Source organism: Chryseobacterium taiwanense (assembly GCF_000813825.1).
Classification (GTDB): domain Bacteria; phylum Bacteroidota; class Bacteroidia; order Flavobacteriales; family Weeksellaceae; genus Chryseobacterium; species Chryseobacterium taiwanense.
This window is the reverse complement of the sequence record NZ_JWTA01000015.1, coordinates 101,389-124,466: the sequence shown is the minus strand read 5'-3', so window position 1 is coordinate 124,466 and position 23,078 is coordinate 101,389. Positions and strand designations below refer to the sequence as shown.

Here is a 23,078-nt window from a genome sequence, read left to right as displayed (position 1 = left end):
TATTTGTTGAAATTTTATTAATTCTTATGCAAGATTTCCTAAAAACCGGATTTATATAAATGAGTACTCAAACGAATAATGTGTAATGCTAAAAAATTAAAATTAATGAAGAAATTAACAGTACTTAAATCTCTAATGATTGCCATAATTGCCTTTTTGGGATTTTCTTTAACGTCATGTAATGATGATAAATATGAACCGGTTCCTCTGAAATTGAGTGATGTAAATGGTAATTACAGAGCAAGATTAGTGACTTCCCAAGGAGGAAAATCCAATGAAAAAATTATTGATTTTACAGCGAAAGATTCGATCATTACTTTCAAAGATTTTCCGGTGAAGGAAATTGTAACATCGGTTGTGAAAGATCCTGTAAAAGCTGAAGCAGCAATAGTTAGCTTAGGAAAAATTGAATATAAACTGAACTATACTTCAAAGCTCAATACAGATCAGAATGTGGTAGAATTAACATTTGAACCAAAGGCCTTGACTTTACCAATTCCGGTAGACGGAACGATTAAAAATACAGTTGTGAAACTGGCTACAAAACAAAAAGGTTTTTTTGTAGGGTATGACTGGTCAATGAGATTTGGTTTGGAAGCGGAAAAAATAATGGTGGATGGAGTTGAACTTACTCCTTATGAAACCATAAAATACGAGATCCCGATTAGTATTAAGAATTAAAAGAATGAATAATTAATGAAAATAGGCAAGACCTCGAACAGAGGTTGCCTATTTTTGCCTACTGAAAATCAATAATTAAACTGAGTTGCGATTGTAATTAGTGAATGAAAGAAAATAAGGAGCAGATTTTGGTGTCCCGCCTTTTGCAAAAGGAAGAAGCGGCCTGGAAAGAACTTTTCGGAGTGTATTCAGGTGGTCTTACCTATGTCTGTTCCCGATATATTATTGATAAGGAAGATGTTCATGATGTTCTGCAGAATAGTTTTATTCAGATGTTTCGTTCGATCGAATCTTTTGAATATAGAGGAAATGGCTCTTTGAAAGCATGGATTACCAGAATTGTGGTAACAGAATCATTAAAACATATCAAAAAGAATCCTGATTTGAAAACGGTTTCTGATGATTTTGAAATTGCGGACGAACAAAATGATGAAGATCCGAATCTGGAAGAAATTTCGCAAAATACAATCATGACGATGATTCGTTCTCTTCCGGATGGTTACAGAACAGTGTTCAATCTCTATGTTTTTGAGACGAAAAGCCATAAAGAGATTGCAGAGATGCTGGGAATTGCAGAAAATTCTTCAGCTTCACAATTACACAGAGCAAAAACAATGCTTGCCCAGAAAATAAAAGAATATAAAATGTCTAAAACAGCGCACTATGAATAATAATGAATGGCTAAATGATTTGCGCAGAAAAATGGAAGATCATACAGAAGATGTTCCGGATGGATTGTGGGATGATATCAGAAACGAATTGTTTGTGGAAGATAAGACGGAGAATATTATTCCTATGGTAATGAGTGATAATCTGAAAGCGCAGAATACAGTTGTTTCAAAAATAAATCATAGACCTCTACTTTATCGTATTTGTGGTGCTGCGGCAGCTATTGCCTTATTCTTTATTGTGGGCAAGCTCCTTGTTTTTAATGGTAAAAAGGAATTCGTAAATACAGATATAATAAAAGAAAATCATGTAGAAAAAATTTCTTCTGATCCGAAATTTAATGAAAGCTCTTTTAAAAAGAAAATACTTTTGGAGAAAGGTAATCCGAATAGTCTTAGTCAAAAATTTATTGTAAAAGGTTTCGGAAATATCTTAAATAAAATAAAACGACCAGAAGAAAGTAATCCGTTTAAAAACCAAGAATCTACGCAGGAGGAGAGATCTGATCTGTATGTACAAAATAGTACAGAACAGAAGCATGAAAATCCTGAAATACAAAAAGTTGGTGAAGAAATAGAAACGTATGAGCTCCTTACAAAAGAAGAAAGAGAAAGAAAACAGAAAATAGAAGAGGCCGAAAAGGTAAAACTTGCGAAAAACAAAAATAAAAAATCCTGGGCAGTAGGATTGCTTACAGGTAATACGGCTTCCAGTTCAACAGAGCAGTTTCCCGGATATGCGACATTAACCGGAGCGACATTAAGCTTACCTGAAATCTGGACTTCGGAATATGCGGAAAACCCATTAATGGCGATTTTATTGGCAAATCAGGACAAAAAAGTAGATGCAAAAGTGAAACATAAAACTCCTGTTACGTTCGGAGCTTCTGTCTCAAAAAGAATCGGAAAAAAATGGTCTGTTGGTACGGGTGTGAACTATACAAAACTGTCTGCCGAGCTTACTTCAGGAAGCGGTTCGAACTTTATAAGCAGTGAACAGAATATTCATTACGTAGGAGTTCCGGTGCAGGTAAATTATAATGTCATTCAAAAAGGAGCATTTACAGGATATATTACAGGAGGAGGTTTAATAGAAAAAGCGGTTTCCGGAGATATTAAAACTAAATATATCGTTGATGGAATTGTAAAAGAAGAATCTAAAGAAGAAATCGGTGAAAAACCTGTTCAAGTATCGGTAAATACAGCAGCAGGATTGCAGTTGAAAGTGATAAAAAATATAGGGATTTATGCTGAACCGGGGGTGAGTTATCATTTCAAGGACAACAGTTCATTACAAACCATTTATAAAGAAAAGCCTCTGAATTTCAATGTGAAGTTCGGAATCAGACTGATCATAGACTAAATAACATTTTATATAAACCATTAAACGAAAGAACTGTAAAAATACAGTTCCTCAACAACTGCGTCCAATTTTTTACTGAATAACACCGGCAAAACTTATTAAATATTATACATATGAAATTAAAATTGATTTTTTTAACAGTCTTGTTTTCCTGTTTTTTCAATGTCAAATCACAACAATGTACACCAACTATTACAAGCCCGAGACTGGGAACTATGTTTCAGGATAAAGTTGTTTTTTGCACCACAGAGACCGAAACTTTGTCCACTACTCAAACTTATGGAAGTTACCAATGGTATAAGCAGATGTGGGATTGGCAAACACCTAATCCAAATCCGTGGGTAGCAATTCCTGGGGCAACCTCACAGTCTTTGACTATAAACGGTTCTGCAGATATGCTGTATTATTTTAAAGTAGAAGTTACTGGGACGGATTGTGTGGCACAAAGTGATCCAATTCTGGCAGATGGATATGCTTATGGTCTTCCATTCCTGATAGCCAACTTTACACCGGGAACCTACGAAGAAATAGCACCGGGAGAATATAATGTCTGCTCAGGAGCATCTGTAGTTTTTGAAAATGGATTTCCAGTTGTATATGGTTTGCATACCTGGTTCAAATGTGTTCCCGGAAGCAATCCACCGTCACCTACCGATCCGTGTATCATCAATGGGGCTACAGGAGACTCTTATACGGCGACTACATCAGGAAAATATGGTTTTTATGCCTGTACAGAATATTGTCCTGATATGTGTGAAATGTTAAGCGATATGGCGTTTATACAGCTTAATTTTGGGAACTGGAGCTTTTGTAATCTAGGAACAGGCGAGGTAAAAACAAAAGAAAATAATTTGAGTATCTATCCTAATCCTGCTACTCAGTTTTTGTATATCGGAAAAGAGTCTGAAAAATATACTGAAGTTTCTATTATCGATATGTCCGGAAGATTGGTATTGCAAAAAAAAGATCATAAATACACACAAGCTATCGATGTGAATGCATTGTCGGCAGGAACTTATCTTGTTGTTTCCAAAAGTGTGGAAGGAAAAACATATAAAAATAAGTTTATAAAAAAATAAATTCTCTTAGTTTGAGAGATTGGTTTTTTCAAATGGTTAGTTGGAAGCGGCACAGTTTTTTGTGCCGTTTTTATTATTTCATACTCTTGATAATAAATTATTTATCTTGAAAAAATTAACTAAGAAATAATCAAAATTCATATAATTAAATCGGGAAAATCTTTTTACATTTACATTAAAACACAAACATGCTGATTAAAATTTATGGAAGCGCAATTCATGGAGTTGCGGCTCAGACTATTACTATTGAGGTCAATGTAGATACAGGAGGGGTTGGCTATCATCTAGTTGGATTACCTGATAATGCCATCAAAGAAAGCAGTTACAGAATCTCTGCTGCATTAAAGAATGTGGGCTACAAAATACCTGGAAAAAAGATTACGATTAATATGGCTCCTGCTGATCTTAGGAAAGAAGGTTCTGCCTATGATCTTAGCATTGCTATTGGGATTTTAGCTGCCTCTGATCAAATTCTTGCAGAAAACATTCAGGAATATATTATTATGGGAGAATTGTCTTTGGATGGCAGTTTACAGCCAATAAAAGGTGTGTTACCTATAGCGATTCAGGCAAGAGAAGAAGGCTTTAAAGGAATAATACTTCCCAAACAAAATACCCGCGAAGCTGCCATTGTCAATAATCTGGATGTGTATGGAGTAGAAAACATAAAAGAAGTCATTGATTTCTTTAATGAAGGAAAGATTTTAGAAAAAACCGTTTTAGATACCCGAAAAGAATTTCAGGATAAGATCAACCTGTTTCCGTTTGATTTTTCAGAAGTGAAAGGGCAGGAAGCGGCCAAAAGAGCAATGGAAGTTGCAGCAGCAGGAGGACATAATATTATCTTAATTGGTCCTCCCGGAAGTGGTAAAACGATGTTGGCTAAAAGAGTTCCCAGTATTTTGCCGCCTTTAACCTTGAAAGAAGCCTTAGAAACGACTAAAATTCATTCTGTAGCAGGGAAAATGGGTGTAGAAACTTCATTAATGACGGTTCGGCCATTTCGATCACCTCATCATACGATTTCAGATGTTATTGTTTGAAATGTAACCATTTTATATATTTGTATAAAATTGTTTGTATGTTAGGCATTTATGCAAGAATATCGAAAGAGAAAGAAGATGGTAAGGATAGATCAATTAATGATCAAGTTGAATTAGGGAAGTCTTTAGCCAAGAATTTGGATATTCCTTACGAAATATATATCGATGAAGGATATTCTGGAACTCTTGATGTACATAACCGTCCAGGACTGGCAAAACTAGTTGAAGATATATTCGATAATAAAATAACTCATGTTTTTTCTTTCGATCAATCAAGGCTTGAAAGGAACAAAGATATTTGGGCAAAACTCTACAATTTATTTCAAAATAAAAAAATTAAACTTTTCTATGATAATATTGGAGAATTTGACTTGAATAGGGATGAAAACTTTTTACAGTCACATATTATTTCCTTGATGAATAATTTTTACATCAAAATAGGAAGTAGAAAAATAAAAAGTGTATTAAAGAGAAATATAGAGGAAGGCAAAGTACATGCAATACCACCTTATGGATATAAAAAAGATTCCGAAGGTTTTTTGACTATAGATGAAGAAGAGAAAAAAACTATTTACAAAATATTCAGTCTCTCATTAGAAGGTAAGGGAACGGATACCATAGCAAATATTTTAAATGATGAAAATATCCCAACATCATATAATAAAATTGGAAAAGGTATATATACAACAAAAAATAAATATACAGGAGAGATTAAAGAAATAAATAAAATAGATGCAAAATGGAGAGGAAACACGATAAGGAGTATTTTAAAAAATACTATATATAAGGGGCAAAGAAAATGGAAAGATGAAATCTATGAAGCTCCAAATTTAATTTCAGAGGAATTTTGGAATAAAGTGAATGATAATCTTATTAATAACTCTAATAATACTGGCAAAAAGGTTAATTATAGATATTTATTAAAAGGATTAATCCGCTGTGGAAAATGTGGAAGGAATATGGTTGGAAGAAGTAGAGAGAATAAAAAAGACCATGCTTATCAATGCTCATCCAAAAGATATAAAGGAGAAAGTTGTGGGAATAGAAGTATTAATATTGATAAAATTGAGGGTATAATTTGGTCAAGGTTTTTTAAAGGAAATGATCTCTTCAATCTTTTAAAGAATGATCTTCTAATGAAGAAAGATAATAAAGAATTCATTTCAGAAAATATTATAAAAGCAAAAAAGCAGTTATCAAATTTGCAACAACAAAAAGAGAACCTAGTTATTGCTGTATCAAAGGGGCTGTTAAGTGAAGAAGAAATAAAAAAACAAAAGAATAGTATTGATTCTGAAATAAAAGAGATTGATATTTTGTTAAAAGATTACGAATTACAATTAAGTAATGTTGTTAATAGCAATGAATTGATAAATAGTTATGTTGAAGAATTTGGGGAATTTAAAGGTTCACTTTCATTTTTACAACAAAAGGAGATAGTAAATAAATACATCCAGAATATAAAAGTTATTTCTTCTGAAAAAAATCATGATATTTATTCTTTAATTATAAGATTTAAAATCAAATCAGAAGAAGAACACTATTTATTCTTTAGGAAAAAAGATTTACTGTATTCTATTACAGATAATGAACTTTTATTTTCAAAATATTTTAACACTAAAGCAGACAAGAGTATAGATTCTATTGGTAATTCAATTATTGAAAATATTGTTTTTATACCATCTGAAAGAAAATTTGTCTTACCACCTTTTATTCAAAATGGAGAAAATTTACAAATTATTAGTAATTCCATATTCCCGTATGGAAACATTAACGATTGGACTATTGAAAAAGTAGTAGAGTTTTATAATAATAATCCTGAATTACTATGCAAAGAATCAGGATTAAATACATTATCTATTTCAAAAGAGAAAGATTCTTATATATTCTTTTGTAAAGAGTATAAACTGTATAAGGATAAACCTTTTGCCGATTGGATTAAAAACTGGTTTAAGAACTAAGAATTTTTTTCACCTTCTGAACTGTCCCCAAACTAACATTACATAGTTTAGCTGTATTTCGGAAGGATTGTCCTTTATTTAAAAACTTAACAACTTCCTTATATTTTTCTAAAACTTGCTCATTGGTTTCAACAGAGCCTTTGAGCCTTCCTTTATAAACACCTTTAGCAACGGCAATTTTAATACCTTCTCTTTGTCTTTCAAGCAATGTTTCTCTTTCCATTTCTGCAATATTAGCCATTACAGAGATAATTAATTTAAATGCAGAATTAGGCTTATTCTCGATTAAACTTTCAATTCCGAGGTTATCTACCTTTAAAACAATTTTCTTGTCATTAAATAGCTCTAAAGTGGCTAAAATGTCAAATAAATTTCTACCTAGTCTATCGATGGAATGAACACTAATATAATTTATATTTCCATTCTCAATATCCTTTATTAGATCTTTTCCTTTTTCTCTTTCCTTAAATGGAATTGCACTACTAATAATATCAATGTATAATTTCTCATCAGGATAACTTTTCTGTAATTGTCTTTCTATTTTTTGGTTGCCAGTGGAAACCCTTATGTATCTTGCCTTCATTTGAAATCGTTATAAAGTGTGTTAAATTTGATGTGGGTATATTTGATACATTTCTAACTTAGTAATAATTTGTTTAATTAGAAAAAAAAATGTATCATGTTTAAAGTATAGTCTATATTTGATACATGTATAAGTCAATATTTATGCCAAGTATAGTTTTTTTAAAAAAAAAGGGATATATAATAACCCTAAGCGCAACAAACAAAAACTGTCAAAAAATATCGATAAAATGTATAGCTTGAAGAATATTAATTGTAAAATGTAAGTGGAAAATAAAGAACTAAATAAAAACAAAAGCTTGTTCTTGAAAAAAACTTAACCATCAGGAGGGGGGCCAAAAAAAACGACTCTTACATCCCACTGCACTGTCCATAGAGGCTTATGTCTTTACACCCATTATAAATTTTGGTGTAAAATTGTCGCAAATTCTTCTATAAAGGGATGACTAATTTTTGGAGAGGGCTTAGAGAAGAGTATTTTTGGCACTAGGGATTTACCACCATTTCTTTTTAGAGTGTCAATTAAAAAGTCTTTATAGATTAAATTATCTTTGTAAAAAACTAAAACATGAATAGACTTATACTTATTGGCAATGGCTTTGATATTGCACATAAAATCAAAACTTCATATAAAGATTTTATACTTGATTATTTAAAAAATGCTTTTAATCTAGCAAAAAATAAAACCATATACGAAGATCAATTTTTAAAATTAAAAAAGAATAACTTTTTTAATAAAGAATTGAATACTAACCCATCTATAAACAGTTGGGATTTGAAAAACTTTTATGATTATATCGAGAAGGATAGTGGTATGAATATTTACATTGGAAATATTTCGACCAATGACTACAGAGAACGGACTCCAAAATATGAATATACTTTAAAGATAAAAAGTAATTTAATGTCCATACTTTTATCTTCTTGCAAAGAATACAATTGGGTCGATATTGAAAATGAGTATTATAAAATTCTTTGTGAGTTATCATCCAAGAATAAAGAGAAAGAAATTGTAGAATTAAATGATTGTTTTCAACTTCTTCAAAATTTATTGTACGATTATTTGATAAGGATTGAGGAAGAATATTTATCTAACAAATATGATGTTTCAAAAAGTAAATTAATAAACCAATTACTAGAGCCAATAGAACATAATGCTGCTCCAAAAGATCAGATAAGTTATCATGCAACTACTGGAAAGATCCAAAGTAAAAGAAGAGTAAATGAGAAACCTAAACCCAAGCCTAACAATATTTTGTTTCTAAATTTTAATTATACATCTACTATTGGGGATTATATAAAAGAAATTCAAAAAACAGTTCCAAATACGGATGTTCTTTATATTCATGGCAAACTCAATGATAATAATAATCCCATGATTTTCGGATATGGAGATGAAGAGGAAACTAATTTTGAAATATTAGAAAAATACGATGAGTGTTTAAAATATGTCAAGACATATTGGTATTTAAGAACACCTAATTATGAGAATTTTTTAAAGTTTATTGATTCTGATGAGTTTGAGGTTTATATTATGGGGCATTCATGTGGAATGTCTGATAAAACTATGTTAAGCTCAATTTTTAACAGCTCAAATTGTAAGAAAATCAAAATTCTTACTTATGATAAATCATTTGGAAGTAAAGATTTAGCAATTGATACGACCAACTATATAGAAATGACCTATCAGATTGGAAGATTATTTAAAAATAAAGCAGATTTAAGAAAAAAACTTATCCCTTTTGAAGTAAAAGATTTATTAAAAACGGATATTGAAAATTTAAAAATGATGAGTCTAATTGATAAATTAGAAGTATAATTTTTTTAATATAACTGATGCAAATAGATTGGAGTAAAATAATTTCAGTAGGAGCGATTTTAATGTCTATAATTACAATTATTATAACTAAGAAAAATTTAAAAAAACAATTAAGATTAAGTAAGTTAGAGGAAATTCTCGAAATAACATTTTTTTTGAAAGGTTATTATGCTTCTGTATTTCGTGCATTTACTTTTATGAAAAGAGGTGTTTATGAATCCACGGAGGAAAATGAGACACAATCTTTGCTAGAAGCTAAAAAATATAAAGATAATTTAATCGAAATAATGACAAGAGAAATTGTTATTGATAAAATATCAAGATTAAAAATCTTATCAAATGCTTATTTATCGAACTCAATTAAAGGAGGTAATTTAAAAATAAGAATTCATGTCATATCTGATTTATACTACAATATGTACATGTTTGTGTATTCTGAAGGTTATGCAATGAAAATAGAGTCTAATGCTATCATTCCTCATTTACATGAAATGGAGAGTTTTGTGAATAAAATTGAGCAGGATATTATTAAAGAAATGAAGCTAGGTTATAAAAGTATAGATAATAATCTAAAAGAAAAGTATTTCAAAGAACAATTTGAAAAGGATTTACAGATGTATTCAAAATTTTAATAATCAAAAATTATATATTTGTAATTCAAATTTTATCGGAAAATAAAAGTGTAAAACTTTTGCTTTTGTTCTGTGAATCGGCAAAATTCTAAAATGTTACAAAATGCAAACAGTTCAGCACACTTGTCTTATAGGCAAGTGGCTTATCCTGTTTCTATGTAACATAGGCTTTGCCGAGCCTTCAGAACTAGAGCAAGTGAGAACCACTTGCTTTTCTATTTTCCAGAAAAGCTGTTTACCGTAAAAGCTAATCATAAATTCAAAAATTAGTTATATGAAAAAGTTTTTATCAGCATTAATGATTGCAGCTTCAGCAATGACTTTTGCCCAACAGACAGAGCAAAATAAAAAATGTGATCTTCCTAAAGATTATCAAGAACCAAAACCAGACAAAAAAATTCAATCATGGATAAAACGTTTTGGAGCTGTTACTATTGAAGATTTAAGGAAACATATTGCACTAGATAATGACTGTGAAGAGAAAGATGTTATTTTTCTTAGAATAGTTGAACAAAAAGTGAATGGTTTATACTCCGTTTGTGTAAAAGGTAGAGAAATGAAGTATAAAAGGTTGGGAAATGCCTTTATGAGGAATGAAGAGAAAACTATTTTTGATCCATCCGTAAATTAATTACTAAACTCAATAGTATGAAAAAAAGTTTATTGATTACTGGGATTATTATATTTTCCATCAACATCTCTTGTAAAAAAGAACAACCTTCCTCAAATAACAGAATGTTTAGTGAAGACGGTACGAGAGTGTCCGATTCAATGATGGCGGTCGTAAAAGGTCATCTGAATACTACGAAGAAAGTTGCTGATTCAATAGTAAAAAACAGGCCTCAAAAAACGAAATCCTTCAGCAATAATACAACTGTCATAGATAACGGTAGCAATTACCAAAATAAGAAATTTGTGTTTGTAGTCTTAAATGTTAGTGAACCCACAGAAATTGGTGCTGATTATAAAAAATACAGTCAAAAGCAGATTGTTTCTGGGATTAATGAGATTTACGACTATAATGAGGATAAAAAAGCAATGCTTGAAGATGAAATCATACAAAATTATTCAATGAGGGCGTTTTCTGGAAATGTAGTATCTAAAGAAACTTATTCATTTGGTAGCTATGCAAGTGCAAGTAAAAAAAGAAATACCTACTTGATCGAAAACCCTTAATTATGAAAAGATTATTTACAGTATTATTGTTTGCATTAAATATAATATCTTATGCACAATCAAGGAGTTTTCAGTCTACCTCTTATGCCTATAAATCAAAAACAAATAAGGGTTGGGGGCAATGGAGTAAAAAGATTCAAACTAAAGTTTTAATAACGATTGATGAAAAGAATGAAGAACTTAGAATTGATTCTGACATTCCTCAAAGGTATACTATTCAAAGTGTAATTGATCAAGGATATAATTCTAAAAATAATAAATATATAAGATTTTCAGGGTTAGATAAAGATTTAAGACCTTGCACAATTATGCTTATGTTTTCTAATGGTAAAAACAGTCATCAAATCTATTTTATTTATAATGATTTCAAGTTTTATTATAATTTCTTTGATAATGCAAATTTTTCTAATTGAAATACCTATAAATTAAAGTTTAATTTTGTAATATAAAATATTATAATACGACAGTTTGTGTCGCTGCCCATTTTTATTTTTACCAGAAAATAACAAAATATAGTTAATATTAGAATATAAAATCTTATATTTAAAGTATATTTGCATCGGAAAAAAACTAAATGAATAAAAAAGCTAACCCTTTTGAGTATACTGTATATCAATTACATAATTGGTACAAGGAGGCTTATGGCAGTACTGAAAAAAATGATTTAAGTATTTTGAAAGTTCTAAAATTATTGTTTTTTATTTCGGCTGTTGGAGTGGATAAGAATTCTCACGACACCTTAATTGATGATGTTTTTGATAACTTTTGTGCAATGCCATATGGTCATGTAGAAAGCGATGTTTATTCACTGATTAAAAACAAGCAATTACAGAATGTTAGTTTAGATACTTCAGAATCTACCATTATTAATTCAAGTTTAATACTTTCATTAGTTAATCAAGTTGTTGCTGAGAAAATTAACCAATCAATAAAATTGCTAAAAGAGGTAAATTTTGATTTGATAAAACTATCTTCGTTTGAGCTTGTTGAATTAAGTCATAGATGGTATTCTTGGCAAAAGAACTTTAAAATAGCAAAATCCAAAGGTTATTTTAGTACTCCAATTCCAAAAGAGGAAATCAAGGGAGAAATTAAGATTTATCAATTGTAATAGAATACTATGATTGCACCTATATTAGATGATCTTAATGGATTGTTTGTTGAAAATGCGGGGTGGTATCATCCTTTTTTTGATAATATAGATGACCCTAATACATTAAAAGAATCTGAACTAAAGAGTTTCCTTTCAGATAAATTAAATAAGGTCTCTGATGATCTTTGTAAATCTATAATTGTTGGAGAATATGTATATTCTGATGTACAGGTTACTTTAATTGAAATTATGAGTTGCTGTAATAGGATTTATGAAAATATTTTATTTTTTGAAAACATACAGCTGCATACCTTTACTGAAAAATTTGTAAAAATCATAAAGGATATCAACTCTGCATATTTAAAGTTTTCAAAACAAATTGTTATTCATATTTCAAACCCTAATACGGAAATTGTTTTTACAACATCAAAAGATTTTTCGGAAGATTCTATATTCTCATCAACATTTGATGATGAAGTAATACAGAGATGTTTAAATGTCTTTCAATTAATTGGGTTAGCAAATTATGACCACTTTTTTGATGAAAGTATTAGTTACTTTAAAAGCTTATTAAATTTTGAAAATAGACTTAATGCAACCAAAACTCCGTCAAAGTATTTTGGTATAATGCACGATAAAATAGTTTTTTTAAAGTATAAATGGTCAGTACGGCAGATAACAACTGCAAAATACCTTAAAACAACTAATCACCAAAAGGGATATATAATTGATGATGAATTAATTTTTATTCATCAACAACCACAATTTATTAATGATATTAGTAAACTCAAAGAATGGAAAGAATATCTTGATTGTCACTATGAATTTATAGATAATTCTAACTTCTACAATAGCAAAATTAATCACATCGTTATAAATGATGATTCCCTAAGTTTGTTTGATACGCATCTTCTTATTAAATATTTTAAAGATGTAAAACCAAATTACCAAAACTTAAAGGAAACTGTTGAAAAATTTGCAAGTCGAGAAACAGAGTTCACAGATAATAAATACCTTTTTTTTAAAGATTTAAATTATGCATTGAATAATCAATTCTCAATGCTTATTGAGCAATCGGATATTAATGATGATGAAGTAAAACAATTAAAGAATAAAATTGATTCGCTACAAAATAGAATAGGGTATGATAATTTCTTTGTTGATTTTAAGTTTTTAAAATACTGTATAAAAAAACTTAACGAGTTCATTTTAAACAGAGAAGCTTTAGAAGTTAAAGCTGAAATTCTTTCTAAAATTAACGAAATAAGAAACTTATTTATTTCTTGTGAAAGAAAAATAGAATGGTCTGAGAGCCATCATAATTTGCTTTATCAATTACCATATCATGAATCATTAGTAGATTATAATGCTGATGATATTGACAAAGTATATTATGCATCTTCATTTTTGCTTCCCCTTTCAGTTGAACAAATAAATAAAGAATTTTTTGATATTAAAATTGAGTTTCAAAATAAATTTAATCACTTTGAAATTCTCTCTTCTTTAGATAAGGAATTTGGTGTCATTAAAGAAATTAGATCTAAAGCGGAAGAATCAGATAAAAAATCAATAGAAACTTTGACGATTTTTACTGCTATAATATCTTTTATAGTTGGTACTGTTTCAGGATTTTCCTTTATAGATTCATTTGTAAAGGCGTTAATTTTTATTTTAATATTTTCAATTTCATTATTAACTTTTGTGTTATTAATTTTTATATCTACTAAAGGGATAGATAAAATTTTAAATCAGAAGAAAGTAATTATCAGTTCTTATTTGGGAGCATTAGGCATTTTACTTTTATTGTTTACGTATAAAAATATGTTTGACGATAAGTTTGAATTAGAAAAATCTAGAGCTTTAAAAGAGATTGGTAATAAAAAGTATATTGATTCGCTAAATAAGATTCAAGATGTGAAGATTAATAAAATAGAGAATCGTTTTAAAGTTACTAATTCAAATGTACCCCCTACAAAAAAAGGTAACTGATACTGTAACCAAAATTAATCAGTATCAAATTAGTTAAATAGTATTTTACTATCTAATATTTTAATGACTGGTTTTACTACCCATAACACTATAGTAAAACCAGTCATTTTGACTTTTAATTAGTAGTAAGCATTGGGTAAGATTTATTACAGTCTTTGAATAACTGATTAAATTTCTGAATAATCATATCTTTAATATATAAAAATTTCTTATCCATTTTTTTATCCATAATAAACTTTAACAGCTTCTTTTTGTGTCGACTTTTAGTAGATTCTGAAAAATCTTTTCTTTTCCAATATGAGTATTCAAGTTTGTTGCCGAGATTCGCAATTTCTTCTTTGGAAAGTCCCTCAGTAAATCGATCATCAATAATAATCAGATCATCAAACTTTTTCATAAAATCATTAAATAGACCCAAGTTTTTATTAGGGTTATATAAATCAAGAAAATTGATTATTCCTAATTTCTTTAGCTCCTTCGTGTTATACTTCAATTCGACTCTTAATAGTTCATAATCAAGCTTATTTTGTCTGCCTTTATCATATATTTTAAAGATGTGGTTTCCTGATTTAAACTTTTTAAGTACAAAGTTTTTGTTATCTTCAAAAACATAATGAGGCTTAAAATTATATAATAAGACATTTTTTTCAATCAGATCCTTTACGTTTATATCTACTGCAAGATTGAACCCAAATTCCAATGATGTAATTTTAGTATCTAAGAAATCATATTCAGGAAATTCATTTAATAATTCATCTAGTGTTTGTACCAGATCACAATAAGAAAAATCATTATAATTGTATTCTTTTCCTGTCATAATTAAATTATAATATTTATGTATAGAATTTTCAATATAAGCACTTTGGGGATTTATGACATACACCAATGACCCAATTTTTCCTTTAATTGGATAATATAGGGCTTCTGGATTATCATTTTTTAGATCCTCACTGTCAATAGTACAATTGAATTTTCTATTTTTCTTAATTAAACTTTCAAAATGTATTTTGTCTTTAAAATAAATTCTCAAATTATCCTGCATAGCTTCTTTTTTTATGGTTAACAGATAATAATTGTTGATTACTTTTCCAACCTTTATTTTTGAAATAAAATTGTTCTTCGTTTTTTAGCATTTCTTTGTCTTTCTTTGTTTTCATTTAGCAATTTTAGTGAGCGATTTTGGAATAACAAAAAATGTTAAAATTATTTTAATGCTTTAGATGTATTTATCTGTTTCATAGTGTTTTAATTGTATTTTTAAATACCCCCACATTTAATATAATAACTGATGTTGCATTGGTAGGAGGGGGAAGCTATCCGCAACCTGGAGAAATTTCACTGGCTCATAACGGAGTTCTATTTCTAGATGAAATGCCTGAATTTAAAAGAACAGTGTTGGAAGTTATGAGACAGCCGTTGGAAGATCGTGAAGTCACTATTTCAAGAGCTAGATTTACGGTAAATTATCCTTCGAGCTTTATGTTAGTTGCTTCAATGAATCCCAGTCCAAGTGGATTTTTTCCTGATGATCCGAATAATACTTCTTCCGTTTTTGAAATGCAGCGGTATATGAATAAACTTTCAGGGCCATTGTTAGATAGAATAGATATTCATATTGAAGTACAGAAAGTAGAGTTTGAACAGTTGGCGGAAAAAAGGAAGGGTGAGAAAAGTGAAGACATAAGAAAGCGTGTTCTTGTCGCCCGTGAAATCCAAAATGAACGGTATAAAGAATTGAAAATAAGTTATAATGCTCAAATGGGTTCTAAAGAATTAGAGCAATTTTGTGAACTGGATGAGGTTTCTTTTGGATTAATAAAAATGGCGATGGAAAAGCTTAATCTTTCGGCAAGAGCGTATGATCGGATTTTGAAAGTAGCCAGAACAATTGCTGATCTTGAGATCTCTGAAAATATTCAGTCTCATCATATTTCTGAAGCCATACAGTATAGAAGTTTGGATCGGGAGTTTTGGAATATTTAAATGCCTTTCTTTCCATCCAAAATCATTTGGATCATTTTTAGTTTTCTGTTCTCTCGTGTTTCTGGTTTTTTAGCTTCTTCAATCCAGCGGATATATTCTTTTCTGTGGGTATAGCTCATATTGTCGAATAATGTTTTGACTTCTTGATTTTGAGTAAAGACCAATGCAATGTCATCTGCTATTTCAACAGTTCTTTCTTCTTTATCTTCCGTTAAAGAGACCAAAACATTGTCACCAAATGTTTTATTGAGTTGCTTTCTGACGGCCTGTGTCAAGCCTAGAATATAGCAGTCTGATTTCATTTTTGCCAAGCTTCCACGATATTCTACTTTTTCGTCAAAAAGAGCTTTAATTTTTACCTGTCCTTTTTTACCAAAAAGTTCTTCCGTAGAAAACGGAAACACTACAAACGCGGCGTTCATTTCTCCGTTTTGCTTTATAATAGTGCTAAATTCTACTGTCTGATTTTTCATGTGATATTTTATTAAGTTTAATTCAAAAATAAAAAAAACCGTGAAACATACATTTCACGGTTTATAAATTATAATCAGATAAGATTATTTTTTCTTTGTTTTCTTAGGAAGAGTAGTTGTTCCTGAGTTTTTTGTTTTTGTATCAGCAGGAGTGTTCTCATCTTTTACAAGTTTTAACTCGTCAACAAGTCTTCTTGCACCAGCGTATTTGTCGATTGTCCAAAGAACAAAACGAACGTCTACGTTGATCGTTTTTTGCCATTCTTGTTCAAAAACGATATCACCGCTTAATGCTTCGCTGTTTCCGTCAAAAGCAATACCGATAAGGTTTCCGTCTGCATCAATTACAGGAGAACCAGAGTTACCACCAGTAATGTCATTGTTTGAAAGGAAGTTTACAGGCATATATCCTTTAGCATCTGCATACTGTCCGAAATCTTTTAAGTTATAAAGGTCGATCACTCTTTGTGGAAGATCAAACTCTTCATCTCCTTTTTTGTATTTCCCTACCAAACCAGTCATATCAGTATAGTAGTTATCAGTAACTCCGAAATAGTTTCTGTCAGTTCTGATAGGTAATTTATCTACAGTTCCGTAAGTCAATCTCATCGTAGAGTTAGCGTCCGGGTAGAATTTTTTCTCAGGCATAGCTTTCATTAAACCTGCTAAGAATAGACGATTGTTTTTTGCAAAGTTATCATCTACTTTAGAATAGCTTTCTGTTACCAATTTTTGGTCAGCAACTACACCGTTTGCGATTTTCCAAAGCTGATCTGAATCAAGTTTTAAAGCATCTGGGTTCAACAAGAAGTTTGTTGCAGATGTTTTGTTAGCAAAAATAGAAGAATACGCTACGTTAGAAAGGTTTTTAGCATCCAATCCGAAGATGGTAGCAGAACCTACACTTTTGTTAGTTACTCTTGATTGGTAAAGGTTTACCATAGAACTTAGCATTTCTCCCTCTAAAGAAGGGTTGAAGTTTTCATAAGCCGCTTTAAGAGCCGCTTCCGTTTTTGCTTTCATAGCAAGTCTTCCTGCCATATCCTGAGCAGCATATGCCTTAAGTACACTTCCTACTTGTAAAGCTAAGCTAATGTATTTTGCGTTTCTTGTAAGCTGTGAAGCATAATTTCTTTCAACATTTCTGTCAGAAACCTGCTTGTAATACGCATCGATATCTTCTAAAACTCCGTCATACTCTCCGTTTCCAGCTTGCATAGACCAAGTTCTGTAAATTTTTTCGATATTTTGCTTATCTGTGATAGTTCCGTTTTTGTCAACAGCATCTATCGTTCCTTGTCTGTTTTTCCAGTAGTTAGCTACAGAAGCATATTGAGAAGCATAGTTTAGCTGAGTAGCTTTGTCTTTATCCATATACTTCTTCATAACATCCATTGCTAATTTAGAAGCTTCTACCCAAGCTGGATAATCTTTATTTACCATCTGTTGGATTCCGTAAGATGTTAAATAACGGTTAGTTCTTCCAGGGTATCCTAAGATCATAGAGAAATCACCTGGCTTCACTCCTTTAAGAGAAACCGGTAAGAAATGCTTAGGCTTCAAAGGAACATTGCTTGGAGAGAATTCAGCAGGATTTCCTGCAGCATCTGCATATACTCTGAAAACAGTAAAGTCAGCAGTGTGTCTTGGCCATTCCCAGTTATCAGTATCTCCACCGAATTTTCCTAATGATGAAGGAGGTGCACCTACCAATCTGATATCTTTGTAATCCTGATATACGAAATAATAGAATTCGTTTCCGTTGAAGAAATCTCTTACAACTACAGTGTATTTTCCGTTTTCAGAGTTTTCAGACTGAATTGCTTTAGTTTCAGCATCAATAATAGCCTTTCTCTCAGCTCCGGACATATTGTTATTTAGTTTAGAAGTGATTCTTTGTGTAGCATCATCCATTCTAACTAAAAATCTAACATAAAGATCTTTTGCATTAAATTCGTCTTTCTGTTTCATCGCCCAGAAACCATTCTTTAAATAGTCTTTTTCTGGAGTAGAAGCAGCAGCAACAGCACCATAACCACAGTGGTGATTGGTGAAAATAAGTCCTTTATCAGAAACAATTTCTCCAGTACAGAAACCACCAAAACTTACGATAGCATCTTTTAAACTAGAGTTATTAACTGAATAAATTTCTTCCGGAGTCAAATGCAAACCTTCTTTTTGCATGTCAACACCATTAAGTCTTTTGATGAGCATTAAGAGCCACATCCCCTCATCTGCCCTCATTTGAGCAAAGCTCAATAAGAAAGTGAATAGTAGAAGTATTCTTTTCATTTTATAAAATAATTTTTGTGTCGCTAATTTACTAATTTTTACGATATTCTGTCCGGGATTGGTATGAAAATGGGATGAGTCTTCTCATGAGAAAAATATTAATTTCGGTTTTGCCTGTTTTGCTGTTGGGAATAGTATTTAATTGTACTTCTGTAACGAAGCAAAACGCGCCAATAGACACCCAAAAAATTCATATTCAAAGAGAGTGGATGTTGGTGTCTTTAGGGAATTTTACTAAGGCTGATTTGATGAAACAAAAAGCTAAAATTGATTTGACTGCAAAAGAGGAAGAAGGAAAAATTAGAGGCGGAGCTTACATGGGATGTAACAATATGTCTTTTACTGCTGAGTTTAAAAATAATGGAGAGGTGAAAATTTTAGGATTGTTATCTACGATGAAAGCTTGCCAAAATATGGAACTGGAAAGTGAGTTTCAGAAGAAGTTTGAAACCATGACAAAATTTACGGTAGAAGGTCATTTTCTTACCTTATATGATAATAAAGGAAATGCGATGAAGTTTGTAGCTTCTGACTGGGATTAATGTTTTAGCCTCAAAGATTGGAGATAAGGTCACTGATGAAGTTCGCTTATTAAGAATCAATGAAATTGATTCCATTCTTTGCTCCTTTACCATATTTAGCATTGAATAAAAATCTTTGCGTTAAAAAATAAAGAGTAATCAATCAATCTAAAAAATAAAAAAAGAAAGTCCGTCAATAGGCGGGCTTTCTTCATTATTGTTGAAAAATCTAAATAGGTACTAATTTTTAGGAATCGTTTTCTTGATGTCTTCCAAAGTTAAATCCGGACTGCTTACTAATCCTTGTACATTCTTATTCGCATTCTTTGGAATATTTGCTTTACGTGCTTGTCTTCCCGGAATGGTTGCTAAAATTTCATCAAGACTTGCTGTATTAGGTAGGAGTTTTCCTGAACTATTTTCAATTTCTTGCTTTGTAGGTTGTTTTTTTACTTCCAGACCTTGTTCGGATGCAAGTGTTACCGGTGTTGTTTTTTGAAGTGCTTTTTCCTGTGCTTCTTTCATCATTTTTGCTTCAAGTTCTTTTGATTCTTTATAGTTTGGAGCTTCTTGTATTTCTGAAACAACTTTTTCCTGCTGTGCGTAAACGCCTATGCTTACCACTAAAAAAGAGATGATATATAATGATTTCATGATCGTTTTATTTAATGTTTACTAATACTTTTATTTTTCCGATGCTGTTCTGTTCGTAATCCTGAAGTGCTTTGCCAAGAACCTGTCCGATTTTTACTTTATCAAGATCAGCTTTCATAGCTACTCCGGATTGTGAAGACGTTACCAAAAGATCACCTCTTTTAATTTTTCCTCCTTCAAGACATACTTTTGTAGGAATGACTCCGATTACTCCCATAGGCACTTTTCCGAATAAGTCAGCATCAATATTTTCTTCAGTTAAAAGAACTCCTGGTTTTGTAGCATAAACTCCGGCTACAAGACTTGAATATGGTTTTGAAGATTTTTCGACTGTTCTATCGGTGTCTGTGGAAATCACTAAAATATCACCGGGTTCATATTCTAAAGAATTTCCTACAACATCAAATACTTCGGCAACGTCGGCTCCGCTGCTTTGAGTTCCTCCGTTAAAATAACCTCTTCCGTCATTACCGATTCTGGCAACATTTACAGAACCGGGGTTTCCTGATCTGAATATGGCGATTGAACCTGCACTATGGGTTTCTACGGTAAGAGCAGGGTTGGTATTTGCTGTGTTATAATTGACAAATCTTGCAGCACGACCATTACCAAAATTAGGAATCCAGGCAAAGATTGCACTTCCCGTTCCGTCTGCTGTAGTTTCTACACCGTCTCCTCCATTGGATGCATTTGCGGTAATACCATTTCCATTCCCATCTGCTATGGCGATGAGAGCAGGTCCGTTTCCGGCAGGATTACTGGCATGGAATAATCCAGCAAAACCTCCTGTTCCGGAGGATATTCCATAAATACCGGCTGTTCCGAAATTGGCAAATTGAGAATTTACTTCTCCTTTTACCGCAGGAGATGTACCAGTTACTCTATCCACTTTAAAATTCCCTGCGGTTCCGTTTCCAACGGTGGTTACTGTAATTACGTCACTTGTATTGGCATCATTGAAAATATTGAATCTTCCTGCACGTCCTGTTGCAAAGCTCGGAACCCAGGCATAAAGAGCATTTCCGGCTCCGTCAATATTGGTTTCTACACCATTTCCGTCTTTTCCTGCATTTGCTGTGATGGCATTTCCATTCCCATCTGTAATAGAAACTAAAGCGGCTCCGTTTCCTGAAGTATTTGAGGCATGAAATAACCCGGCAAAACCTCCTGTTCCGGAAGATTTACCAAAAATTCCTGCTGCTCCAAAATTTCCGAAAATGGTATTGACTTCACCTCTTACTGCTGCTCCAACACTATTGGTGTTGTTCACTAAGAAAGAGGCTGCGTTTCCTTGGGTGTTGTCGGGGATATTTCCGTTTCCGTTGGTTTCTACCTCAAAGGTGTTTCCTGTCGTATTTGTTTGGTTAAAATTTTCAAACCTTCCGGCTCGGCCTTTGCTGCTGTTTATCCCAACTTGTCCGTAAACTCCGATACCTGTACCGGTAGTATTTGTAGCTACAAAACCTCTTACGCCATAACCGCCACCATCATTTCTACCGACTACGGCTCCGGCAATGTCGCTTGTCGTTCTACCAACTACGGCTTCGCCAGCAGCAGTATTATCCCCGATAATACCGGCAGAAGATTGAGAAGAGGTGATCCCTTGTACAGCAAATCCTGAACCTGTAGAGCTTCTTACCCCAGCTCCGGTTCCTGTAGTGCTCACATTTACCACTGTTCCGTTTCCAACGGTATTGGCAACAATCACATTATTGGTGTTGGCATTATTAAAAATTGAAAAATTGGCTGGAATACCACTGTTACTGGTTGCATTTAAACCAGTTCCGGTATTACTATTTGCGTAAACCCCATAGCCATTGGCGCTTGAATTTCCATAAACCCCCAATCCGTTTGGAGTTACTCCATAAACTCCCCATCCGCTTCCTGCCTGGCTTCCGTAGACACCTACCCCAAGTCCTCCTGTTCCGTTGTTAATTCCGCGAACCCCTGAAGAAAATCCTCCGGGAGCAACATTGCTTACAATACCTCTTACAGCAGCAATAGTTGAAGTTGTAGTGTTATTGACTCCCTCAATTGAAGTTCCGTCACCGTCATTGGTGAGTGAAAATAAATTTCCGGCATTATTAAATGTGTTTACATAAGGAATAACAAAGCTTCCTGCGTTTACAGTTCCTGCAGATTTAGCAAACATAGCATAAGGAACACTTAATAGCTGGCTTGTTCCTGTAATGGTGTAGTTTGTTCCACCTGCCAAATCGGTTTCAGTTTTTAAATAATAGCTTCCTGTTGACCAGTTTATTGTATTGAAAGTCCCTGTAAGTACAGTTCCTGAACCTATTTCCATGGAAATAAGTCCGTTTGTATTCGTGTTTCCGGTAAGTCTTTCCGAGTAAACGGTTGCTCCGGCAGGAGAGCCTTGTAAGATGCTGGCTTTTACTGCAATACTTTGATTCTGCAAAACCTGTCCTCCTGCATTTCGGACAATCGCTTGATAGCTCATTTTTTCCGGAACTTGTGCAAAGGCTATAGATGAGCCCAACACAATTCCCATTAAGAATAATATTTTTTTCATCGTTGTTATTTTTTAATGATTTTGAATGTTTTTAGATTCTCTCCGTTTCGATTGATTCTAATGATATACATGGCGGAGGGAAGAAAAGAAAAGTTGAATTCAGACTTAGACTGAATGATTTTATCCGTTTTAATAAGTTTCCCCTGAGCATCAAAAATTTGGTATTCGGAACCTTTGAAATTATTGGCGGTAAAGTCCAGATATAAATAATCTTTGAAAGGGTTCGGATAAAGTAAAATGTCGTTTTCAGTGGATGTTACAGTTTCATTGATTGAAAGTGTGGTAATTTCATAAACCTGTTGTACGCCTTCAGAAATTTCCCGATTGCTCCCTTTTATGAGGTAGTCAATTTGTCCCACACTGTAAGAAACCGAGCCGTTGCCTCCTGTTGCATCTGCTCCTGTAGCCAAAACTGCCGATTGTGCTTTCAGCAGAAAAAAGGGAACAAGAAGAAGTATGAAAAAGAAGCATTGAATAGATGTTCTTTCCATATAAAAAAGTTTAGTGGTTATTAATAAATGATTTTGTCCGAAAAT

At 32.0% G+C, this 23,078-nt stretch carries 21 protein-coding genes and 2 pseudogenes; 15 read left to right on the top strand and 8 right to left on the bottom strand.

All coding sequences use genetic code 11. The features are described from left to right. Positions 1–105 precede the first annotated feature (105 nt). The 6 genes and pseudogenes from RM51_RS15165 (at position 106) to RM51_RS15140 (ending at position 6,795) form a co-directional block, all read left to right on the top strand. The gene (locus tag RM51_RS15165) at positions 106–681 is read left to right on the top strand and encodes a DUF4840 domain-containing protein (RefSeq protein ID WP_039372039.1); all 576 of its coding nucleotides are present in this window, start codon (positions 106–108) and stop codon (positions 679–681) included. Positions 682–785: 104 nt separating this feature from the next. Beyond that, entirely contained in the window at positions 786–1,352 is a 567-nt protein-coding gene (locus RM51_RS15160; RefSeq protein WP_039371426.1) for an RNA polymerase sigma factor, read from the top strand. Then, on the top strand, positions 1,345–2,712 hold the full coding sequence (locus tag RM51_RS15155; protein WP_084111165.1) for an outer membrane beta-barrel protein: 1,368 nt from the start codon (positions 1,345–1,347) through the stop codon (positions 2,710–2,712). The genes RM51_RS15160 and RM51_RS15155 overlap by 8 nt, the downstream gene beginning before the upstream one ends. A gap of 113 nt (positions 2,713–2,825) precedes the next feature. Next, positions 2,826–3,791, top strand: coding sequence for a T9SS type A sorting domain-containing protein (locus tag RM51_RS15150; protein ID WP_039371420.1), 966 nt, complete (start codon positions 2,826–2,828; stop codon positions 3,789–3,791). 188 nt (positions 3,792–3,979) lie between these two features. Next, positions 3,980–4,825, top strand: a pseudogene (locus tag RM51_RS15145) (YifB family Mg chelatase-like AAA ATPase); the annotation flags it as partial. Between the two features lie 47 nt (positions 4,826–4,872). Next, on the top strand, positions 4,873–6,795 hold the full coding sequence (locus RM51_RS15140; protein WP_052248526.1) for a recombinase family protein: 1,923 nt from the start codon (positions 4,873–4,875) through the stop codon (positions 6,793–6,795). On the opposite strand, the gene RM51_RS15135 is transcribed toward RM51_RS15140, so the two are convergent. After that, positions 6,785–7,378: a recombinase family protein gene (locus tag RM51_RS15135; RefSeq protein ID WP_039371419.1), complete on the bottom strand. Its 594-nt coding sequence runs from the start codon at positions 7,376–7,378 to the stop codon at positions 6,785–6,787. The two genes, RM51_RS15140 and RM51_RS15135, sit on opposite strands and share 11 nt — an antisense overlap. Positions 7,379–7,945: 567 nt before the next feature. Here RM51_RS15135 and RM51_RS15130 point away from each other — a divergent pair. The 7 genes from RM51_RS15130 to RM51_RS15100 all read left to right on the top strand — a co-directional run bounded on the left by RM51_RS15130 (position 7,946) and on the right by RM51_RS15100 (position 14,086). Then, entirely contained in the window at positions 7,946–9,196 is a 1,251-nt protein-coding gene (locus RM51_RS15130) for an AbiH family protein (RefSeq protein WP_039371415.1), read from the top strand. 17 nt (positions 9,197–9,213) lie between these two features. After that, positions 9,214–9,828 (top strand): hypothetical protein, encoded by a 615-nt coding sequence (locus RM51_RS15125; RefSeq protein WP_039371414.1) that lies wholly within the window; start codon positions 9,214–9,216, stop codon positions 9,826–9,828. A gap of 274 nt (positions 9,829–10,102) precedes the next feature. After that, a complete protein-coding gene (locus RM51_RS15120) occupies positions 10,103–10,459 on the top strand; it encodes a hypothetical protein (RefSeq protein ID WP_039371411.1) in 357 nt (118 codons plus the stop codon). Between the two features lie 17 nt (positions 10,460–10,476). Continuing rightward, a complete protein-coding gene (locus tag RM51_RS15115) occupies positions 10,477–11,004 on the top strand; it encodes a hypothetical protein (protein ID WP_039371408.1) in 528 nt (175 codons plus the stop codon). 2 nt (positions 11,005–11,006) lie between these two features. Further along, positions 11,007–11,417, top strand: coding sequence for a hypothetical protein (locus RM51_RS15110; RefSeq protein WP_039371405.1), 411 nt, complete (start codon positions 11,007–11,009; stop codon positions 11,415–11,417). Between the two features lie 161 nt (positions 11,418–11,578). Next, complete coding sequence (locus RM51_RS19185) at positions 11,579–12,115, top strand: type II toxin-antitoxin system antitoxin SocA domain-containing protein (protein WP_052248525.1); 537 nt, start codon at positions 11,579–11,581, stop codon at positions 12,113–12,115. A 9-nt stretch (positions 12,116–12,124) separates the two neighbouring features. Further along, on the top strand, positions 12,125–14,086 hold the full coding sequence (locus RM51_RS15100; RefSeq protein WP_039371402.1) for a hypothetical protein: 1,962 nt from the start codon (positions 12,125–12,127) through the stop codon (positions 14,084–14,086). Between the two features lie 115 nt (positions 14,087–14,201). On the opposite strand, the gene RM51_RS15095 is transcribed toward RM51_RS15100, so the two are convergent. Together RM51_RS15095 and RM51_RS19675 are read right to left on the bottom strand one after the other, a co-directional pair. Next, positions 14,202–15,128 (bottom strand): hypothetical protein, encoded by a 927-nt coding sequence (locus tag RM51_RS15095; RefSeq protein WP_039371399.1) that lies wholly within the window; start codon positions 15,126–15,128, stop codon positions 14,202–14,204. Then, positions 15,118–15,243 (bottom strand): hypothetical protein, encoded by a 126-nt coding sequence (locus tag RM51_RS19675; RefSeq protein WP_262483704.1) that lies wholly within the window; start codon positions 15,241–15,243, stop codon positions 15,118–15,120. Before RM51_RS19675 ends, RM51_RS15095 begins: the two co-directional genes overlap by 11 nt. Before the next feature lie 124 nt (positions 15,244–15,367). On the opposite strand from RM51_RS19675, the pseudogene RM51_RS15090 reads away from it, so the two are divergent. Continuing rightward, positions 15,368–16,069: pseudogene (locus RM51_RS15090) on the top strand (YifB family Mg chelatase-like AAA ATPase); the annotation flags it as partial. Here RM51_RS15090 and RM51_RS15085 read toward each other — a convergent pair. Together RM51_RS15085 and RM51_RS15080 are read right to left on the bottom strand one after the other, a co-directional pair. After that, positions 16,066–16,542 (bottom strand): YdeI/OmpD-associated family protein, encoded by a 477-nt coding sequence (locus RM51_RS15085; protein ID WP_039371396.1) that lies wholly within the window; start codon positions 16,540–16,542, stop codon positions 16,066–16,068. The pseudogene RM51_RS15090 and the gene RM51_RS15085 overlap by 4 nt on opposite strands. Before the next feature lie 84 nt (positions 16,543–16,626). Beyond that, on the bottom strand, positions 16,627–18,834 hold the full coding sequence (locus RM51_RS15080; protein ID WP_039371391.1) for a S46 family peptidase: 2,208 nt from the start codon (positions 18,832–18,834) through the stop codon (positions 16,627–16,629). A gap of 86 nt (positions 18,835–18,920) precedes the next feature. Here RM51_RS15080 and RM51_RS15075 point away from each other — a divergent pair, with 86 nt between their 5' ends. After that, positions 18,921–19,376: an META domain-containing protein gene (locus RM51_RS15075; RefSeq protein WP_039372025.1), complete on the top strand. Its 456-nt coding sequence runs from the start codon at positions 18,921–18,923 to the stop codon at positions 19,374–19,376. Between the two features lie 219 nt (positions 19,377–19,595). On the opposite strand, the gene RM51_RS15070 is transcribed toward RM51_RS15075, so the two are convergent. From RM51_RS15070 to RM51_RS15060, 3 genes are read right to left on the bottom strand one after another with little or no spacing between them, the layout of a single operon-like run. Beyond that, positions 19,596–20,009: a hypothetical protein gene (locus RM51_RS15070; RefSeq protein WP_039371389.1), complete on the bottom strand. Its 414-nt coding sequence runs from the start codon at positions 20,007–20,009 to the stop codon at positions 19,596–19,598. Between the two features lie 7 nt (positions 20,010–20,016). Further along, the gene (locus tag RM51_RS15065; RefSeq protein WP_039371386.1) at positions 20,017–22,542 is read right to left on the bottom strand and encodes a beta strand repeat-containing protein; all 2,526 of its coding nucleotides are present in this window, start codon (positions 22,540–22,542) and stop codon (positions 20,017–20,019) included. A gap of 5 nt (positions 22,543–22,547) precedes the next feature. Continuing rightward, positions 22,548–23,033, bottom strand: coding sequence for a T9SS type A sorting domain-containing protein (locus RM51_RS15060; RefSeq protein WP_039371383.1), 486 nt, complete (start codon positions 23,031–23,033; stop codon positions 22,548–22,550). Positions 23,034–23,078 lie beyond the last annotated feature (45 nt).

What these genes read in the sequence shown, in the direction of transcription:
- RM51_RS15110 (WP_039371405.1), top strand. Translation starts at nt 11,007, where the DNA reads ATGAAAAGATTATTTACAGTATTATTGTTTGCATTAAATATAATATCT.
- RM51_RS15135 (WP_039371419.1), bottom strand. Translation starts at nt 7,378, where the DNA reads ATGAAGGCAAGATACATAAGGGTTTCCACTGGCAACCAAAAAATAGAA.
- RM51_RS15080 (WP_039371391.1), bottom strand. Translation starts at nt 18,834, where the DNA reads ATGAAAAGAATACTTCTACTATTCACTTTCTTATTGAGCTTTGCTCAA.
- RM51_RS15085 (WP_039371396.1), bottom strand. Translation starts at nt 16,542, where the DNA reads ATGAAAAATCAGACAGTAGAATTTAGCACTATTATAAAGCAAAACGGA.
- RM51_RS15160 (WP_039371426.1), top strand. Translation starts at nt 786, where the DNA reads ATGAAAGAAAATAAGGAGCAGATTTTGGTGTCCCGCCTTTTGCAAAAG.
- RM51_RS15140 (WP_052248526.1), top strand. Translation starts at nt 4,873, where the DNA reads ATGTTAGGCATTTATGCAAGAATATCGAAAGAGAAAGAAGATGGTAAG.
- RM51_RS19185 (WP_052248525.1), top strand. Translation starts at nt 11,579, where the DNA reads ATGAATAAAAAAGCTAACCCTTTTGAGTATACTGTATATCAATTACAT.
- RM51_RS15100 (WP_039371402.1), top strand. Translation starts at nt 12,125, where the DNA reads ATGATTGCACCTATATTAGATGATCTTAATGGATTGTTTGTTGAAAAT.
- RM51_RS15120 (WP_039371411.1), top strand. Translation starts at nt 10,103, where the DNA reads ATGAAAAAGTTTTTATCAGCATTAATGATTGCAGCTTCAGCAATGACT.
- RM51_RS15155 (WP_084111165.1), top strand. Translation starts at nt 1,345, where the DNA reads ATGAATAATAATGAATGGCTAAATGATTTGCGCAGAAAAATGGAAGAT.
- RM51_RS15065 (WP_039371386.1), bottom strand. Translation starts at nt 22,542, where the DNA reads ATGAAAAAAATATTATTCTTAATGGGAATTGTGTTGGGCTCATCTATA.
- RM51_RS15075 (WP_039372025.1), top strand. Translation starts at nt 18,921, where the DNA reads ATGAGAAAAATATTAATTTCGGTTTTGCCTGTTTTGCTGTTGGGAATA.
- RM51_RS19675 (WP_262483704.1), bottom strand. Translation starts at nt 15,243, where the DNA reads ATGAAAACAAAGAAAGACAAAGAAATGCTAAAAAACGAAGAACAATTT.
- RM51_RS15115 (WP_039371408.1), top strand. Translation starts at nt 10,477, where the DNA reads ATGAAAAAAAGTTTATTGATTACTGGGATTATTATATTTTCCATCAAC.
- RM51_RS15150 (WP_039371420.1), top strand. Translation starts at nt 2,826, where the DNA reads ATGAAATTAAAATTGATTTTTTTAACAGTCTTGTTTTCCTGTTTTTTC.
- RM51_RS15060 (WP_039371383.1), bottom strand. Translation starts at nt 23,033, where the DNA reads ATGGAAAGAACATCTATTCAATGCTTCTTTTTCATACTTCTTCTTGTT.
- RM51_RS15125 (WP_039371414.1), top strand. Translation starts at nt 9,214, where the DNA reads ATGCAAATAGATTGGAGTAAAATAATTTCAGTAGGAGCGATTTTAATG.
- RM51_RS15130 (WP_039371415.1), top strand. Translation starts at nt 7,946, where the DNA reads ATGAATAGACTTATACTTATTGGCAATGGCTTTGATATTGCACATAAA.
- RM51_RS15165 (WP_039372039.1), top strand. Translation starts at nt 106, where the DNA reads ATGAAGAAATTAACAGTACTTAAATCTCTAATGATTGCCATAATTGCC.
- RM51_RS15095 (WP_039371399.1), bottom strand. Translation starts at nt 15,128, where the DNA reads ATGCAGGATAATTTGAGAATTTATTTTAAAGACAAAATACATTTTGAA.
- RM51_RS15070 (WP_039371389.1), bottom strand. Translation starts at nt 20,009, where the DNA reads ATGAAATCATTATATATCATCTCTTTTTTAGTGGTAAGCATAGGCGTT.